17 protein-coding genes are annotated in these 17,313 nt (G+C 45.9%); 5 read left to right on the forward strand and 12 right to left on the reverse strand.

Features of this window, described 5'->3' with window-relative positions:
- Positions 1-95: 95 nt before the first annotated feature.
- From yxdK to iolA, 12 genes are all read right to left on the reverse strand, one after another.
- Positions 96-1,073, reverse strand: coding sequence for a two-component system sensor histidine kinase YxdK (gene yxdK, locus FB592_RS04650; protein WP_043940238.1), 978 nt, complete (start codon positions 1,071-1,073; stop codon positions 96-98).
- Positions 1,070-1,759, reverse strand: a complete 690-nt coding sequence (yxdJ, locus tag FB592_RS04655) for a two-component system response regulator YxdJ (protein ID WP_003243527.1) — start codon at positions 1,757-1,759, stop codon at positions 1,070-1,072. The genes yxdK and yxdJ overlap by 4 nt, the downstream gene beginning before the upstream one ends.
- Before the next feature lie 107 nt (positions 1,760-1,866).
- Positions 1,867-2,739, reverse strand: coding sequence for a 6-phospho-5-dehydro-2-deoxy-D-gluconate aldolase (gene iolJ, locus FB592_RS04660; RefSeq protein ID WP_141949324.1), 873 nt, complete (start codon positions 2,737-2,739; stop codon positions 1,867-1,869).
- 20 nt (positions 2,740-2,759) lie between these two features.
- Positions 2,760-3,596: a 2-keto-myo-inositol isomerase gene (gene iolI / locus FB592_RS04665; protein ID WP_141949325.1), complete on the reverse strand. Its 837-nt coding sequence runs from the start codon at positions 3,594-3,596 to the stop codon at positions 2,760-2,762.
- Between the two features lie 85 nt (positions 3,597-3,681).
- Positions 3,682-4,551, reverse strand: a complete 870-nt coding sequence (locus FB592_RS04670) for a sugar phosphate isomerase/epimerase family protein (protein WP_015250852.1) — start codon at positions 4,549-4,551, stop codon at positions 3,682-3,684.
- 19 nt (positions 4,552-4,570) lie between these two features.
- Positions 4,571-5,605 carry a bifunctional inositol 2-dehydrogenase/D-chiro-inositol 1-dehydrogenase gene (gene iolG, locus FB592_RS04675; protein ID WP_072175857.1) on the reverse strand — a complete coding sequence of 345 codons (1,035 nt, stop codon included), beginning with the start codon at positions 5,603-5,605 and terminating at the stop codon, positions 4,571-4,573.
- 22 nt (positions 5,606-5,627) lie between these two features.
- A complete protein-coding gene (gene iolF, locus FB592_RS04680) occupies positions 5,628-6,944 on the reverse strand; it encodes a myo-inositol transporter IolF (RefSeq protein WP_141949326.1) in 1,317 nt (438 codons plus the stop codon).
- A gap of 14 nt (positions 6,945-6,958) precedes the next feature.
- Positions 6,959-7,852 carry a myo-inosose-2 dehydratase gene (iolE, locus tag FB592_RS04685; RefSeq protein WP_064671727.1) on the reverse strand — a complete coding sequence of 298 codons (894 nt, stop codon included), beginning with the start codon at positions 7,850-7,852 and terminating at the stop codon, positions 6,959-6,961.
- 15 nt (positions 7,853-7,867) lie between these two features.
- Positions 7,868-9,781 (reverse strand): 3D-(3,5/4)-trihydroxycyclohexane-1,2-dione acylhydrolase (decyclizing), encoded by a 1,914-nt coding sequence (iolD, locus tag FB592_RS04690; RefSeq protein WP_049140861.1) that lies wholly within the window; start codon positions 9,779-9,781, stop codon positions 7,868-7,870.
- Between the two features lie 32 nt (positions 9,782-9,813).
- Complete coding sequence (gene iolC / locus FB592_RS04695; RefSeq protein ID WP_014478485.1) at positions 9,814-10,791, reverse strand: 5-dehydro-2-deoxygluconokinase; 978 nt, start codon at positions 10,789-10,791, stop codon at positions 9,814-9,816.
- A 23-nt stretch (positions 10,792-10,814) separates the two neighbouring features.
- Positions 10,815-11,630 (reverse strand): 5-deoxy-glucuronate isomerase, encoded by an 816-nt coding sequence (iolB, locus tag FB592_RS04700; RefSeq protein ID WP_014478486.1) that lies wholly within the window; start codon positions 11,628-11,630, stop codon positions 10,815-10,817.
- Positions 11,631-11,704: 74 nt separating this feature from the next.
- Positions 11,705-13,168: a methylmalonate-semialdehyde dehydrogenase gene (gene iolA / locus FB592_RS04705; RefSeq protein WP_032676940.1), complete on the reverse strand. Its 1,464-nt coding sequence runs from the start codon at positions 13,166-13,168 to the stop codon at positions 11,705-11,707.
- Positions 13,169-13,584: 416 nt separating this feature from the next.
- Between iolA and iolR the strand changes: the two genes are divergently transcribed.
- The 5 genes from iolR to FB592_RS04730 all read left to right on the forward strand — a co-directional run bounded on the left by iolR (position 13,585) and on the right by FB592_RS04730 (position 17,294).
- A complete protein-coding gene (iolR, locus tag FB592_RS04710) occupies positions 13,585-14,340 on the forward strand; it encodes a myo-inositol utilization transcriptional regulator IolR (protein ID WP_141949327.1) in 756 nt (251 codons plus the stop codon).
- Between the two features lie 53 nt (positions 14,341-14,393).
- Positions 14,394-15,326 carry an aldo/keto reductase gene (locus FB592_RS04715; RefSeq protein ID WP_141949328.1) on the forward strand — a complete coding sequence of 311 codons (933 nt, stop codon included), beginning with the start codon at positions 14,394-14,396 and terminating at the stop codon, positions 15,324-15,326.
- Between the two features lie 261 nt (positions 15,327-15,587).
- On the forward strand, positions 15,588-16,238 hold the full coding sequence (locus tag FB592_RS04720) for a hypothetical protein (RefSeq protein WP_019712600.1): 651 nt from the start codon (positions 15,588-15,590) through the stop codon (positions 16,236-16,238).
- 3 nt (positions 16,239-16,241) lie between these two features.
- A complete protein-coding gene (locus FB592_RS04725; protein ID WP_032725031.1) occupies positions 16,242-16,547 on the forward strand; it encodes a YxcD family protein in 306 nt (101 codons plus the stop codon).
- Positions 16,548-16,718: 171 nt separating this feature from the next.
- A complete protein-coding gene (locus tag FB592_RS04730) occupies positions 16,719-17,294 on the forward strand; it encodes a CGNR zinc finger domain-containing protein (protein WP_032725148.1) in 576 nt (191 codons plus the stop codon).
- Positions 17,295-17,313: the final 19 nt, after the last annotated feature.

A 17,313-nucleotide genomic window follows, 5' to 3' on the forward strand; every position in this document is an offset into this window, starting at 1 on the left:
GTAGTGCCGGGACGTTCAACATAAAAATCCCCTTGACATAAATCCATGTTATCAAGGGGAAACAAAGCGGGCTATGTTGTTTTCTTAACGCAGCCTTACATTTTTGTAAGAAATGAAAATCGAACTGACGTCCCTTCACCGGGAGACGAGCTGATGTCCACCGTATGATTGAGCTTACCTGTAATTTCTTTGACGAGATGGAGGCCGATTCCCGTAGATTCTTGGAAACGCCGCCCGTTTTCCCCGGTGTAATAAGGGTCAAACACCCGCTTGATGTCTTGCGAGGGAATCCCGACACCGTAATCTTTGACTTCAAGCACCGTCCTGTCTTCATCGCGGAAGACATTCAGCTCAAGTCTGTCACTCTTGCCCGCTGAATACTTGACCGCATTTGTGACCACTTGGCCGATCGCAAATTTGAGCCATTTGGCATCGGTGTAAATCTGATGATCATCGCAAACGTTCATTTTCGGATAAACGCGATATTGAATAAAAAATCGTTTATAGCTTTGAATAACTGATTGGAGAAGCTCGGACAGGGAAACCGCTTCAATTTTAAAATCCCTTTCAAACAGGTCGAGCCTTGAAGAATAAAGAAGCGTCTCCAGCCCGAATTCAATCTGCCGGACTTCTTTTTTGATTTGTTCAAAAACGGGCTCATCCTCTTCTTGAATGATTAAATTAATGACCGACAGCGGCGTCTTTACTTGGTGCACCCATTGATTCATATACGTCACCCGCGCGTCCAGCTTGGCTTCGGTCTCATGGAGCTTCTGGTGCTGCAGCCGGATCAGCTCCATCTGCTTTTCATACAGCTCTGAACAGAACACTGAAGAACCGAGATACGGGATATCCGTCCCTTCCTGCCCCGAGCTGAGCCAATAATACACGCCGCGGTCTTTGTACCAGCGATAGGCAAGATAGCCCGCCAAAATAAGAAGCTGCACGCCCAATATGTAAAACAAGTGAGAAAAAGAATGAAGACCCGCAAACCAGTAATAAAAGAAGACAAACAGCCCTTGAAGGAGAAAAAGCAGAATCAGCACTGCATGAGACCGGAGAAACAGCTTCATGACTGCGCCCTCAGCTGGTAGCCTTCGCCCCGCACCGCTTCAATAGAAACAGGCGCATTCAGCTCCCGCAGTTTTTTTCTGAGCCGCGTGATATACACGTTAAGTGTATTATCATCGATGAATATGTCGGTGTCCCACGTCTTTTCCATGAGACGGTCCCGACTCGTCACCTTTTCTCCCCGCTCAAGCAGCACTTCCAAAAGCTTGCTTTCTTTTTTAGAAAGCTCGCTTTTTTCATCCTGAAAACGCAGTTCAAACCGTTCCACAAAGAGCTGAACGCCAGCATATTCAACCACTTTCTCTCCCTGCTTTGCGGCGTACTCCCCGTACGCCCTCCGGATCTGGCTTTTGATTTTCGCCAGCACAATATCATAAGAAAACGGTTTTTCGATATAATCGTCTCCCCCATTTTCAATCGCCATCACCTGATCCATTTCCCCGCTTCTGGCAGAAATAAAGATGATCGGGCTTGTGGAGTGCTGGCGGATCTGCCGGCACCAATAATATCCGTCATATGCCGGCAAATTGATATCAAGCAGCACCACATCGGGCTTTTCCCGCAAAAAGACATCAAGAACAGCTGTAAAATCCGCGGCGACCACTGTTTGATATCCGTATTTTTCAAGGTAATTCTGCAATAGTCCGCGAATGTCTTCACTGTCTTCCACAATCATGATTTTATTCAAACTGAACCACTCCCGTTTCTTACACTGCTGCCATCATCATAATCGTTTTGGGCGTATGGACGCAACACCGCACAAAAAAACCGCCATCTCGGCGGTTTCTGGTCTCTTTAGCCGACCTGCTGCTTAGCTGCTTTACCGGCTGATCCGAACTCTCTCATTTTCCTTCGCACTGTCTCTTCCACGGCTTCAATGCCGGGTGTCAAATAGCCGCGCGGTTCGTACAGATCGCTGTTTTCCTGGAACATGCGGCGTGTTTCGTCTGTCCACGCTACCATACATTCCGTATTGATATTGATCTTCGCGTGGCCGAGCGTGATGGCTTTTTTGATCTGATCCTGCGGAATCCCGGATGCCCCGTGAAGAACGAGGGGAATATCAGTCATGCGGGAGATAGCCTCCATTTCCTTAAATCCGAGATTCGGCTCACCCTGATATTTGCCGTGTACAGAGCCGAGGGCGGCGGCCAGCGCGTCGATATTGGTTTCTTTGACGATCCGCTCACATTCCGTGATATCGGCATAGCAGACCCCGCCGACCAGCCCGTCTTCCATTCCGCCGACCGTGCCGACTTCGGCTTCTACTGATACGCCGTGTTTTGCGGCATAATCGGTGACTTCTTTTGTCATTGCGATATTCTCGTCAATCGGCTGATGGGAGCCGTCAATCATCACTGAGCTGAATCCGGCATCAATGGCCTGTCTGCAGCGTTCCGCACTGCTGCCGTGATCGAGATGAAGCACGACCGGAACGGTAATTGCCATGTCCTCTATTAACGCCCCTACCATGGCGGCAATCGTTTTAAATCCGCCTAAATAGTCGACCAGGCGATCAGAAGCCGCGGCGATGACCGGTGATTGCTCCTTTTGCGCCGCCTGCAAAATCGCCTTCGTCCATTGCAGGCCGTTGATATTAAACTGGCCAATTGCATATTGCTCCCGCTTTGCATCTTCAAGAAGCTCTTTCATCGATACAAAAGCCATGTCCACCCCTCCTTTATCCATTACATGTTGAAGTATTTTGATACGACGTCCACTGTTGTTTTTTTCGCTGTTTGAATGGCTTCCTCAGCAGTCAGCTTATAGTATTCAGGCCGGAAGAGCTCAACCGATACAACATCAGAGAAGCCGATTTCCTTCAGTGCTGATAAGTGGGCATCTAAGTCAATTGCCCCTTGTCCCGGCCATACACGATCCTCATCTGTTAAAAAGCCGATTGGGAAATCTTCTGTATCATCAATATGATAGATGAAGATTTTCTTTCCGTCCGCCTGCTTTAAGCTCTCAATATTTGAACCCATTGCATGGAAGTGAAAACTGTCAAGGACAAGCCCGACATTGTCACGGTTAACTGTGTTTACGATCTCATACGCCTGTTCAAACGTATTGACCGTACATTGCGGATGGCCGACAAATTCAAGTGCGATTTTTACGCCGTACGGCTCCGCGATATCTGACAGCTCAGTCAGCACGTCTACACTGCTCTTTTTGATCTCTTCTTTTACAATCTTCTGCTCTGTCACAAGCGGAACGGCCACCACATATTTCACACCGAGGGTTTTGCATGTTTCCATCATGCCTTTAAATTCAGTGATGATCTCGTTGTGGCCCTTTTCATCACGGTTGTTGAAGAAAACAAGCGCGTTTAAGGCAAGCGGTTGGATGTGGTGGGTTTGAAAATATTCCGCAAGATCTGCCAATGAATGATCTTTTAAGTACTCCGGCAGCTTATCCATTGTGCGGATTTCAATATAATCATAGCCGTGCTTTTCGCATAGTTCTAAATCCTGTTTAAGGTTTGAGTTTTCCAATGTTGTCGCTTCATTAAAACAAAGTTTCATACCAGACTCCCCCATCTGCGTTTTAGATATGAAGGGAGTTCGGCAGGCAGGCTGTCGCCATATCCCGCCGAACTCCATGCTCAGCTTATGCCAGACCTAATTCTTCTTTCATTTTCTTAAGCATAAATCGGCTTGATTCATCCGCTCTTTCATCGACCCAAGCAAATACGGCATTCGTCGCAATTCCGTCGAACTTCATCTCTCTCAGTTTTCTGAAAATCGTATCAAAATCAACCTCGCCTTGACCAATGTCCAAATGCTGGTGAACCGTTACTTTCGCGTCAGGCGGATTGACGATATAGCGAAGACCATGAGCCGCTTTATGATTATAGGTATCTGCAAATAAAACATGTGTGAGGCGGTCGCCGGCTTCGTCAAACATGGTCTCGATGTCGCCTTTGCCGTCATCATAGAAGAACGTATGCGCAGTCGAGTAGACAAGATTGATCCAATCCTTGTCAAGCGCGCGGATCATATCCATCGCACCTTTGTGCGTTTCGATAAAATCGTATGGGTGGGCTTGAAGATTAAGTTTAATACCTTCTTTTTCAAAGACTGGCAGAAGCTCATCCATGGATTTGATAAATTTTTCTTCACTTGTTAAAGGATCATATTTTGAACCGCTGAATTCGCTGTTCATCAAATCCACTTCAAGTTCAACCGCAATTTCGATTGCCCGTTTCCAATTGCGCACCGCTGCCTGCCGGCGGTCTTCATCAGGACCCGCCCAGTGGTAAAGAGGAAGAAGCGATGAAAGCTTAACACCTGTATCTCTTAAAAGGCGCTTTAATTGTTTGATCTTTGCTGAATCGACTTTCGGATATTTATAAAACGGGCAAAAATCCTCACGCGGAGACAATTCGATATATTCATAGCCAAGCTCCGCCGTTTTATAGACCGTTTCCTCTAAAGTTAAATCATCACGATACATGGATGGATCCAATGCTAACTTCATATTTTCACTCCTCTGTTTTTTAGTTTTGAACTGTTGTAAAAGATTGATAGAATTCCGGTTTTTCCTTCAATTCAACCTTTTCTTTTTGTCCAGATTCCTGGGCTTTTACACACGCGTCAGTCGTGACAGCAGCAATATAGCCGTCCCATGCCGTCGGTCCGCTGACCTCGCCTTTCTTTTGAATCGAATCAATAAAGTCTTGGATTTCCACATCATACGCAGCGACAAAGCGTCTCTGCCAATCCATCAAAATATCAGTGCTGAATCTGCCTTCTTTTCTCAAGCTGATGCTTGATGGCTCGGGAAGCTTGATGATGCCGTCTTCTCCGACGATTTCGCATTGAATGTCATAGCCGTATTTACAGTTCACATAGATTTCAGCATTGATGACGATACCGCCTTTTGTTTCAATTACGACGATTTGCGGATCTTTTAAATGCGGCAGCGCGTTTTTCGATTTTTTCGGGTAGATGACTTGAACGGACTCGTAGTCATCATTGACGAGCCAGTGGAGCACGTCAATTTCATGAACAAGCGTGTCGACTACAGCCATATCCGTTGTATAGTTATCTCCTACAGTCGGGTTGCGGTGCGCGCAGTGAATCATAAGAGGCTCGCCGATGACATGATTTTCGAGCGCTTCTTTCAGCTGTACGTAACCGCTGTCATAACGGCGCATAAAGCCGACTTGAACAAGGCGTTTGCCCACTTTGATTTCTTCTTCGACGATGCGCATGCATCCTTCAGCCGTTGTCGCGAGCGGTTTTTCACAGAACACATATTTCTGGGCTTTAATCGCTTTCAGCACGCTTGACTCATGCGCAGGCCCCCAGCTTGTCACTAAGACAGCGTCTACATTTTCGTCTGCAAGCAAGCTGTCATCATTCGGATAAACCGTCGCGTTTAATTGGTATTGCTCAACGACCTTTTGTGCAGCTTCTTGATTAACATCCGTTACAGCTACAATTTCTGCGCCGGACAGCTTGTTCGTGATGCGGTTAATATGTTCTTTTCCGATTGCTCCAGTTCCAATTACGCCAATACGTAAACTCATTGACAGCCACTCCTTCTGTTGGTTACATGATTTTGCTTTCTGTTCCTTGCTTTACTTGGCTCTGAGGAGACCCGTAGAGTTCCTCTTGAATTTGTTCAAGCGACTTGCCAGACGTATTCGGCGCAAAGAGCAGCCCGATGATCATACTGGCCGTCACACATCCGAGAAGAATTGCAGCCATCGTTCCAATGCCGAAATTGGTGATAATCATTGGGACAAACAGACTCCAAATCCCTATTGAAATACGGACAAGGAAAAACATCAGTCCTTGTGCGGAAGCACGATATTGCGTAGGAAAGATTTCACTGGCCCATAACTGATAGTTCGCTTGCTGCCCTGCTCCGTTATTGATGCCGATCACGACAATAAACAGGAGCAGAATCGGCAGGCCTTCAACTGGCAGCAGAAACAGTGTCCACCCGATCACCGCCATGAAAGCGGCGATTCCAAATACGGTTTTTCTATATTTGTCGGCAAAGGGCATGAAGATCAAAGCGACCCCCAATCCTGTGAAGATAAACAGCCCCATTTGCAAAAGATTGGCCATGTTGGCAGATACACCGCCGACCTGCTGATAAATGTATGGCATAAAGAAGCCCATGACCCCGGCGGCTAAGTTCCAAACCAAGTACACACCCATCAAAAACAGTATGCTTTTTAGATACATAGGCTTGAGCAAATCAAAATACGATGTCTTATTCAGTACAGCCGGCTTCTCTGCCTGAGCATCCTCCGGCTGATTTTTTGTCTGCCAGGCGTCTGATTCCGGAAGCCCGATTCTCAGGATGTACGTAATCAGCGCAATCACAAGCAGGTGGGCAAATACAATTTTATTTCCCAGGAGTCCCAAGTCACCGGCCAGTACGGAGAGTAGCAGTACAACGACAGCGCCCGCGGCCCAAGCGACTTGTGCTACGCCGCAATGCCTGGCCCGATTCTTCTTTGGCGCATTTTCCGCAATAATGGTCCATGACGCGGTTATGTCAGCTCCTACTGATAAACCGATAATGATGTAACCGCTTAACAACATGGGGAAATTAACCCCGAACAAGACCAAACAAATCCCTAGTGCATAAACCAGCATACTATTGGTATAAACAGCCTTCCGTCCGACTTTATCAGCCAGAAACCCGCCAAGCAGCGCACCGACAGCGGCAGAAATCGCATTTGCGCTCAGCGCGCCGAGCAGCCCGATTTGCGTATCGGATAGCTTAAGGTAACTGACCCATAATGATAAACCGGCGGAGCCTGCCACAATTGAACCGGCATCAATATAGTTGGCCAATGCTGCCGCGATTGTCCGTTTATTGAAGGCTGAATCTCCATTGGTATTGCCCATATGTTTATTCCCCATTAAGCCAGATCCAACAACTGCTGATCAATATAGTTTCTCGCAATCAATGCATACTCCAGCGGGTTTGCAACATCGGGGTCTTGTTCAGCTTCAATGACAATCCATCCGGAATAACTGTGCTTCAACAGCAGCTGATATACTTCTCTAAAGTCAATGCAGCCGTCACCGGGAACCGTAAACATGCCTTTTAAAAATGATTGCCGGAACGATTGTCCTTCGAGCCTGCATTGTTCCATGACATTCAGGCGGGCATCCTTAAAGTGCACATGCTTAATGCGGCCGATATGCTTCTCAAGCATCCCCATGTAATCGCCGTCAGAAATATACGCATGGCCTGTATCATAGAGGAGGTGTACATGCGCAGGGTCAGTTCCTGCCATCAGGCGGTCCACTTCTTCCGCTGTTTGGACACCAGTGCCGAGATGATGATGATAGACAAGCTTCAAGCCATGCTGAGCGGCAATTTCGCCAAGGTGATTCAGCCCTTCGCAAAGCCGCTCCCATTCATCATCCGTAAAGTGCGGCTTCTCTGTGAACACGTTTTTCTCCAAGCCTTGCACGCTGTACGTTTGTTCAGAGACAACTGCGACATCCGCGTTTACTTGCTGCAAATACTCACAATGCAGGGTAAATGCCTTTGCCGCTTCACCAAGTCCGTCACGCAAAATAAAACTGCTGAACCATTTTCCTGCAATGCGTAAGTTCCGAAGCTTCAGCTCTTTGTTCAGGATGGCAGGTTCGGGGAAAAAGCCCCCGACCTCCGTGCCTTGAAAACGTGCGACAACGATATCACTTAACAAATGCTGAAGTGTATTTCCCGCTCCAATTTCAGGCATGTCATCATTCCGCCACCCAATGGGAGCGATTCCCCACAGGATTTCATTTTTGCCCATCTTGGTGCCTCCCCTCTAATACTGCTTCGCAGATTCCAGCTTTTTCTCTTTTGCTTCGTATGCCTTCTGAACGCTTTCTTGTTTAGATACCTCTGCCACCCCGACATGCCACCAGCTGTCATAGCCGTCCGTCATTGTTTTAGGCAGCACCTTCATTTCAATTAATGTTGATACATCCTGTTTCTTCGCATCCTCTAACGCCGCTTTTAATTCTTCTACTGTGTTTGCGCGGTAGGTTTTCGCGCCGTATCCCTCAGCGACTTTCGCGTAATCGACATTCAGGATTTGGTTGTCATCTGTGCGGAACTCGCAATAGTAGCTGCCGCTGCCGTGATCCATTTGCAGGTTGTTGATGCATCCGAATCCTGAGTTGTCAAAGAGCAGCACATTGATTTTCTTGTTGTACTGAATCGCCGTGATCAATTCAGAATGAAGCATCAGGAAGCTGCCGTCTCCGACGATTGAATACACTTCTCTGTCAGGGTGGGCCAGTTTAAGACCGAGTGTCCCGGACACTTCATAGCCCATGCAAGAATATCCATACTCCAGGTGATACGTATTCGGAACATTAGAATGCCACAGACGCTGCAAATCTCCTGGGAGTGAGCCTGCTGAACAGATGATGACGCTGTCTTCAGGAATCGTCTCGTTGATTGTCAGCAATGCCGTTGTTTGCGGAAGCTCCGTATTCAACGCGTCAGCATATTCATTCAGGACCTCTTGAGAAAAGTGATTTTTGATTTCCGGATCAAATGCTTCCCGCTTAAACGTCACTTTGCTGAGACGCTCGCGTTCAGCTAGCCATTCGTCCTTCAGCTCCCGGATCGTTGTGCCGAACTCGCTCTCATAGCCTTCAAGCAAGCCGTGCAGTTTGCCAAGCGTCACTTTCGCATCCGCCACCACTTGGAATGCATCAAGTTTATACGCCTGCATTCGGCTGACGTTAATGTTCAAAAACTTCGCTTTATCAAAATCAAAAGCGGTCTTAGAGGATGTCGCAAAATCTGTATACCTTGTGCCGATGCCGATAATCAAATCAGCTTGGCGGGCCGCTTTGTTTGCCGCAAGTGTACCTGTGATGCCCATTCCGCCAAGGTTGTTCGCAAAATCTGCCTCAACGGTAGACTTTCCTGCCTGCGTTTCAACTAACGGAATGTTATAGGCTTCAGAAATGGCAACCAATTCATCGCGCGCACCGGAATATTTTGCGCCTCCGCCGACGAGAATCACAGGTTTTTTGCTGGATTTAATCAGCTCCGCCGCACCTTGAAGCTCGCGCTCGCTCGGCTGCATGCGATCAATATAGTGAACCCGTTTGACGAAGAAACTTTCATCAAAATCGTATGCTTCCCCTTCAACATCCTGAGAAATACAAATCGTTGCCGGACCTGCTTTTGCCGGATCAGTCATGACTTCAAACGCGCGCAGCAAACTGCTCATCAGCTGCTCAGGGCGCGTAATGCGGTCCCAGTATCTCGATACAGGTTTCAATGCATCGTTTGTCGTAATCGCCGCGCTGTATTCTTGCTCCATTTGCTGCAGTACAGGGTCTGGCTGTCTTGTCGCAAATGTGTCTGCCGGAATCAAGAGAACTGGGATATTGTTTGCCAATGCAGTGCCGGCTGCCGCCACCAAGTTAGCCGCTCCCGGTCCGACGGATGTAGACACTGCATATATTTTTCTTCTCAGCATTTGCTTGCTGTACGCCATGGCCGCATGCGCCATTCCTTGTTCATTTTTCCCTTGATAGACTTTCAAATGGCCTGCATCCTGCTCAAGCGCTTGCCCGATCCCTAATACGTTTCCATGACCGAAAATTGTGAAAATCCCTTCGACAAAAGGCTCTTCCTTTCCATCAACATGGATGTACTGCTGGTTTAAGAATTTAATCAGCGCCTGTGCTGTTGTTAAGCGAATTTTCTTACCCACAAACGATCCCACCTTTACTCGATCTTTTTCAATTATGACTGTGCTTCAATAAGCTGTACGATTTCTTCCGCAGTCGGCATCGCTTCTGACGAACTGTGCTTGCTCACCACAATGGAAGCTGAAGCACTGCCGTATTTCAATGCCGTTTCAATGTCTTTTCCGCTGACAAGGCCATAGATAAAGGCTGACGCATAGGAGTCACCAGCTCCAAAGGTTTTCAGCACTTTTGTCTTGTACGCTTGGGCGCGGAATACCTCGCCGGATTTGCTGTATGCGTAAGAGCCTTCGACGCCGTGTTTGATGACAACGAGGTCGGCTGAATGGCCAAATAAATGATTGACGGATTCTTCATTGCTTCCGCCTGTGCGGTTTTCCATCACATCAAATTCATCGCGTGTGCCGATGACGATATCAGACTGCTCGGCAACCAAAGAATAATAAACGGCTGTTTCATCTGATGACTGCCACGTATACGGGCGGTAATCCAGTTCGAACACCACTTTAACCTGATGCTTCTTCGCGTATTGAACAGCTTTTAATACCGCTTCCCGTGACGGGCTTTTGGCGAGCGCTGTCCCGGAAACAAGCAGCATTTTCGCATTTGCGATATAGTCCTCGCTTACCTCTGAAGGCTCAAGATAAAGATCCGCCACATCATCGCGATACATTAAAATGCTGCATTCTTCAGGGCTGAGGATTTCTGTAAATGCAAGGCCTGCTTTGTGTCCATCTTGATCAACAACCATCTGTGTTGTATCAACGCCGGTCTTTCTCATATAGGACTCTATGAATCTTCCATGCTGGTCATCCGGAATTTTGCCGATGAAGCCCGCTTTTAAGCCAAGCTTCGCGCTGCCGATCGCGATATTCGCAGGTGAACCGCCGACGTATTTGGAAAATGTCATCGTCTCTTCCATTGGGCGGTTGTATTCCACTGCGTTCAGGTCAATACATGCCCGGCCGATGGCAATAATGTCAAAAGCCTTCTCTTCATTGAATGTATACTTCATCGTAAACAGCCACTCCTCACTTGTTAGCGTTCTAAAATCCACTCATGCGCCGGGTCGTTATGAAACTTCCATTTTCGCGTCGGCCCTGCCATGACATTTAAATAGTAGGATGTGTATCCGTCCGGAACGCCTACCGGGTGGTATCCCGCAGGAACGATGACAACGTTTTCATTTTCCACAGTCATTGTCTCGTCAATAGAACGGTCATCTGTGTATACGCGCTGAAATACAAAGCCCTGCCCCGGGTCTAACTCATGGTAGTACGTTTCTTCTAAGAAAGATTCTTCCGGCAAGTTGTCTTGATCATGTTTGTGAGGCGGGTAGCTGGACCAGTTGCCGCTGTCTGTATAGACTTCAACTACTAATAGACTGTTAGCTGAAGGGTCTGAATCCGGAAGAATGTTATGAACAGTACGTTTGTTTGAAAATTGCCCGCGATGCTCAATTCCGTTGTCTTCCGCTTTGATCAGCTTTGTCGGAAGCTGCTTTTCCGATGGAGAATAGCAAAGCGCCACTCTTGCGTCGCTGACCGCTGTGATCTCAAATGCACGGTCATTTGACATATAGACGCTGTCTGTCGGTTTTCGTTCAAATACGCTTTCACGCGTGCCGATATTCTCAAAAGTCGACTCATGATCTGTCACTGTAATTTTTCCCGTTACCGCCACAATACAGATTTCTTGTTTTTTCAATTCTTCTGTATAGCTTGAACCTGATGCAAGATCTAACACTTTAAACTCTACATAAGTGAGATCAGAGTTGGATGTCGTTACTTCGTGCACGAGTTTGACCCCATTAGATACTTCATGCGACTGCGGCTTACGCAACAAATAACTCATAGTGAAGCCCTCCTCTTTCTATTGGCAGAATGAGTCCGAACAGCGCACATGGACGCCGTTCGGCTGTTCGTCGTTTAGTTGAAATCAGGTGCCGGATATCTTGCCGTTACCACTTTTTTACGTGTATAGAAGTCGACGCTGTCTTTTCCGTTCGCATGCAGCGTTCCAAAGAATGAAGATTTCCAGCCTGAGAATGGGAAGAACGCCATTGGAGCCGGCACACCAAGGTTGATTCCTAGCATTCCCGCATCAATGTTTTCACGGAAGTAGCGGATTGCGTTTGAGTTGGATGTGAACAAGCAGGCGCCGTTCGCAAACTCAGACTTATTGGCGATTTCAATCGCTTCTTTCAGGTTTTTCACACGAATGACAGATAAGACCGGAGCGAAAATTTCATCTTTCCAGATCGTCATCTCTGTTGTGACATTGTCAAAGATCGTCGGGCCGACAAAGTAGCCGTCGTCTGACACATTTTCACGTCCGTCACATACGAGTCTGGCACCTTCTTCAAGACCTTTTTCGATATAGCTGAGCGTGCGCTTCTTGTTGTCTTCGCGAATCACCGGTCCTAAGAACACGCCGTCATCAAGGCCGTTACCGATTTTAATGTCCGCCACTTTTTCCTGCAGCTTCGCCATAAATTCATCGGCGATTCCTTCTTCAACTGTCACAACCGCACAAGCCATGCAGCGTTCACCGGCAGAACCGAAGGCAGCTCCAACGATGTTTGTGACCGTGTCTTCAAGATTCGCATCGTTCAAGACAATCGTATGGTTTTTCGCGCCAGTCAGAGATTGAACGCGTTTTAAGTTTTCGCTTCCTTTTTTGTAGACGTATTCGCCTACTGGCTTGGAGCCTACAAATGAAATTGCTTTAATTTCGGGATGCTCAAGGATGCCGTTCACAACGTCATGCGCACCGTATACGACGTTGAACACCCCTTTCGGAAGGCCCGCTTTTTCAAAAAGCTCAACCAATTTCTCTGTTAACAGCGGAGTCCGCTCAGATGGCTTTAAAATAAATGTGTTGCCGAGCGCGATCGCCATCGGGAACATCCAGCAAGGAACCATCATCGGGAAGTTGAATGGCGCGATTCCGCCGACAACTCCGATTGGGTAACGGTAGTTCGCCGCTTCAACGTCCGTTGCGATGGAAGCAAGTGAGTCACCCATCATCAGGGAAGGTGCTCCAGCGGCGAACTCTACGTTTTCAATCCCGCGTCCCACTTCACCTAAAGCTTCTTTCGTGTTTTTTCCGTTTTCAATGGTAATTAGATGAGCAAGTTCTTCTCTATGCTGGGACAGCAGCTGCTGGAAGTTAAATAGAATTCTGGCACGGCGCGGAACCGCCACCTTTGACCATGTTTTAAATGCTTCAGCAGCTGTTTGCGCTGCGTAATCAATATCCTCTTTTGTAGAAATCGGCACTTGGCATAGTACTTCTTTCGTCGCCGGATTGACGACATCTTCATATTGATCTGTTTTGCTTTCAACCCATTCACCGTTGATGTAGTTTTTTAATTTTCTGATTTCTGCCATTCTTATTGCCTCCTTCATTAGTAAACACATACACTTGTATGGATGGTTCCGGATAGATTCATATCAATATCCACTTTTCAGCAAGCCAAGAATTAAACGCTTTCAAAAAAACCAAAAAAATAAATGACGGATGCATATTTACATACAAGCAACCATTTCATGCACAACAGGTTACTTTTTGGTCATTTCTTGGTTATATTCTAATCGCATAATACCCATAAGTCAATCATAAACACTAAATTTTTTCATTATTTTTATTATATTAATCTTTTAATCAAGTAAGAGAGGTAAGAGAAGCCCGTCGAACCTTGCAAAAGATATACACCGATGTTATCATTTTTTAAGCAACTATTGATTAACTTTTGGTTTTTATTATATATTTATGTTACGTAAAGATTCAAGAAGGAGTTTTTAATATGAAACTGATGCGGATTCAGGAAATGGAGGAGTACATTTTATCGCATGGCACTGTTTCCTTAGATGAGCTGTGCCAGGTGTTCAATGTCTCCAAAAACACAGTCAGACGTGATATCAACAAGCTTACAGAAAAGGGTGCGATTGAAAAAGTATACGGCGGCGTAACATCTATTGAAAAAACCGCATTAGTTCCTTTTGAAAATCGCACCATTCAGCACCAGGATGAAAAAACAAAAATCGCCCATTATGCTTCTCGATTTATTGAAGATCACGATTTGGTCTTCATTGATTCAGGAACGACGACAAAATCTATTCTTGATACGCTTGATCCAGCCAAAAATGTCACCATCTTAACCAACAGTTTAGACATTATCAATGCGGCGTCAGCTTTGAAGAATATCGACTTAATCATTATCGGAAACAACTATAAGAGAAAAACCCGCTCCTTTGTCGGCATGGACGACCCGGCTATGCTTGATAAGTACAATATCAACAAAGCCTTTATGTCCGCTACCGGAACGACGCTGACACACGGATTGACCAACTCGGATCTGCTGGAGTATGAAATTAAAAAGAGGATTTCGGAAAAAGCAAAAGAAGTGTATCTATTGGCTGACCATTCTAAATTCGGAAAATCAACGCTTCTGACATATGCGCCGTTTGACAGGCTGCATTGCATTGTGACCTCTCAGCCATTAGACGACGAGTACACGCAGTACTGCAATGAGCATCAAATCGGCATTCATCTGGCCTAACGTTTACAATAGTGTTGAGAGTCTATCATCCATTTTATTCTAGGAGGCAGATCATGAAAAAAGCGAAGCTCGGAAAATCAGACTTGCAGGTATTCCCTATCGGATTAGGAACAAATGCTGTCGGAGGACATAACCTCTACCCGAACCTAAATGAAGAAACCGGAAAAGAATTGGTGCGCGAGGCGATCCGTAATGGCGTGACAATGCTAGACACCGCTTACATTTACGGGATCGGCCGTTCCGAAGAATTAATTGGTGAAGTGCTGCGTGAATTCAACCGTGAAGATGTTGTCATCGCGACAAAAGCCGCTCACAGAAAACAAGGCAATGATTTTGTCTTTGATAATTCACCAGAATTTCTTAAAAAATCAGTTGATGAAAGCCTGAAGCGCTTGAATACCGATTATATCGATTTGTTCTACATTCACTTCCCTGACGAACATACGCCTAAGGATGAAGCCGTTAACGCGCTGAATGAGATGAAGAAAGCCGGAAAAATCCGCTCCATCGGTGTATCCAACTTCTCTTTAGAGCAATTGAAAGAAGCAAACAAAGACGGTTTGGTAGATGTATTGCAAGGCGAATACAACCTGTTAAACCGTGAAGCGGAAAAAACATTCTTCCCGTATACAAAGGAGCATAATATTTCATTTATCCCTTACTTCCCTCTCGTATCAGGTTTATTGGCAGGAAAGTATACAGAAGATACAACGTTCCCAGAAGGCGACCTGCGAAACGAACAGGAACACTTCAAGGGCGAGCGTTTCAAAGAAAATATCAGAAAGGTCAACAAGCTTGCGCCGATTGCCGAAAAACACAACGTGGATATCCCTCACATCGTATTGGCCTGGTATTTAGCAAGACCGGAAATTGATATTTTAATCCCGGGAGCAAAACGTGCCGATCAGCTGATTGATAACATCAAAACAGCCGACGTGACGCTTTCTCAAGAGGATATTACATTTATTGATAAGCTGTTCGCATAAGAAGAAAACAGCCTTCTCCAATGGAGAAGGCTGTTTTTTTGTGCGATAAATTCCTAAATAACTGATTTTGAAGCAAAACCTTACAAAATGAGCCATAAATCCGATAAAATAAAGGTAGTTTATCTCAGAAAGAAAGTGATTGAGAAAGCAAAAGTATGAAACGTTCATATCATCTAGCTCATATGAAATAAAGCTGACCCAGCTTCTTTTATTTGCTGGTCAGAATAGCGGACCGTTTCGATGGTCTATGGAGGAAACAGAATGAAACTTAAATATGTAAAAGCCTTAGTTGCAGTAACCGTTGCTTTAGGTGTACTGCTGCCATCAACGATTTCTCATGCAAAGAGCTTTAGCGGCCGCTCATCATCTAGTTACAGCAGCCGAAGTTCAAGCTCGTCATACAGCGGAAGCTATAAATCAAGCCCGAAATCAAGCTACAGCTCAGGATCAAGCTCTTCTAGCAAAAAATCCAAGACGCCTGACGATTCATCATCATCGATTTCGCTTAAAAAGAAGCCTTCGGAAAAGGCAAGCTCCTCAAGCTCTAAAAAATCGTCAGGCACCTTTTCCGGCGCTACATCAAAAGTAACCGGAAAGACATACAGCGGAAAAACGTCTAAAGCTTATGTTGGCGGACGTTATGTTTCAGTCAATCATTACTATCACGCAGGTTTCGCGCCATCAGGATGGTTTGGATATTATAGCGGATTTACAATGGGTATGTTCATGATCAGCATGATGCACCCGTGGGGTTACACCTATCATCCAGTCGGAGGCCCCGGCTATGTTTCTTATGGCGCTTCACCCATTGCCTGGATCGTGGATATCATCGCTTTAATCATTATTTTAATCATTGTCATCGCACTGATTCGCGCATTTAAAGCACCAAAGACGTACAGAAGGAGATTTTAGGCAATGAGATTAATATTAAATGAGCAAGAAATTGTAGACGGAATTTGCGTGTATATTTCCAATGAAGAAGATATCTACCCTGAAGACGTTGAAGTAAAGGAGCTATCTTATAACAAGCGTACAGGGTTCTTCGCTGAAGCTACATTTGGCCTGCACCACAAGCAGCTTATGTCAGATGACATTTCAGAAGGCATTATTCAGTTCTTAGAGGAATACCACAACTTCAATCCGGACGTTACCGTCGTTGAATTGCAATTTGATAAGAAAAAAGGCTTCTCCGCCTTGGTTTTTGTCAACGAGGGCGAATAAAAACCAAAACCTTACTCCGGGCGAGTAAGGTTTTTTATAATGGTTTTCCAGTAGACAGGTAGAGCATCTCCCCTTAATCAGCAGACCGCCTGAGAGATAACATGCAAAACCTCCTTTTATTCATATCCTTGCGTCAAAAAGGTTTTGGCGCTTACAATAATTTTGAAAGGAATGATCACAATGGCAAATGCTCAATTCCCTCTTATCACACATAACCTATCTGTCGATCTTGTGAATACTGAAATCGTAAGCTATGATAAACGGCACGATCTCATCCAGTCAGAAAAAGACCTGATGACATGGTTTGAAATAATGGGAGAAACTGCTCCTTTTCTCAGTTCTTTGACGCTACAGGAAGTCCGGGGACAATTGCAGCGGATTCATCAATTCCGGGCTGAGCTGAGAAAACACTTTGAGTGTATAGCCGAGGGCAGCGAACCTTCCCCAGCTTTTATCTCTTTCCTGCAAGACCAAATCACCGCCGCTCCTTTTTCTTATCAAATCATAGATGACAAACTTGCCCGCATTCCGAATGGAAAACCAGATGATTCCATTTTATCGCTTATCGCTTACGATGCGTTAGGGCTGATTCACACAAAAGAAATCCAACAGCTGAAACGGTGCGCAAACGAAAAGTGCATTTTGCTTTTTCTTGATAAAACAGGAAGACGAAAATGGTGCTCGATGAAGATATGCGGCAACAGACATAAGGTCTCACGCCATCAGAAAAAAATAAATCATGAGTAAGAATCCGTTCCCCAGCGAA

Origin of the sequence: Bacillus sp. SJZ110, assembly GCF_006715455.1 — a bacterium.
GTDB lineage: Bacteria > Bacillota > Bacilli > Bacillales > Bacillaceae > Bacillus > Bacillus subtilis.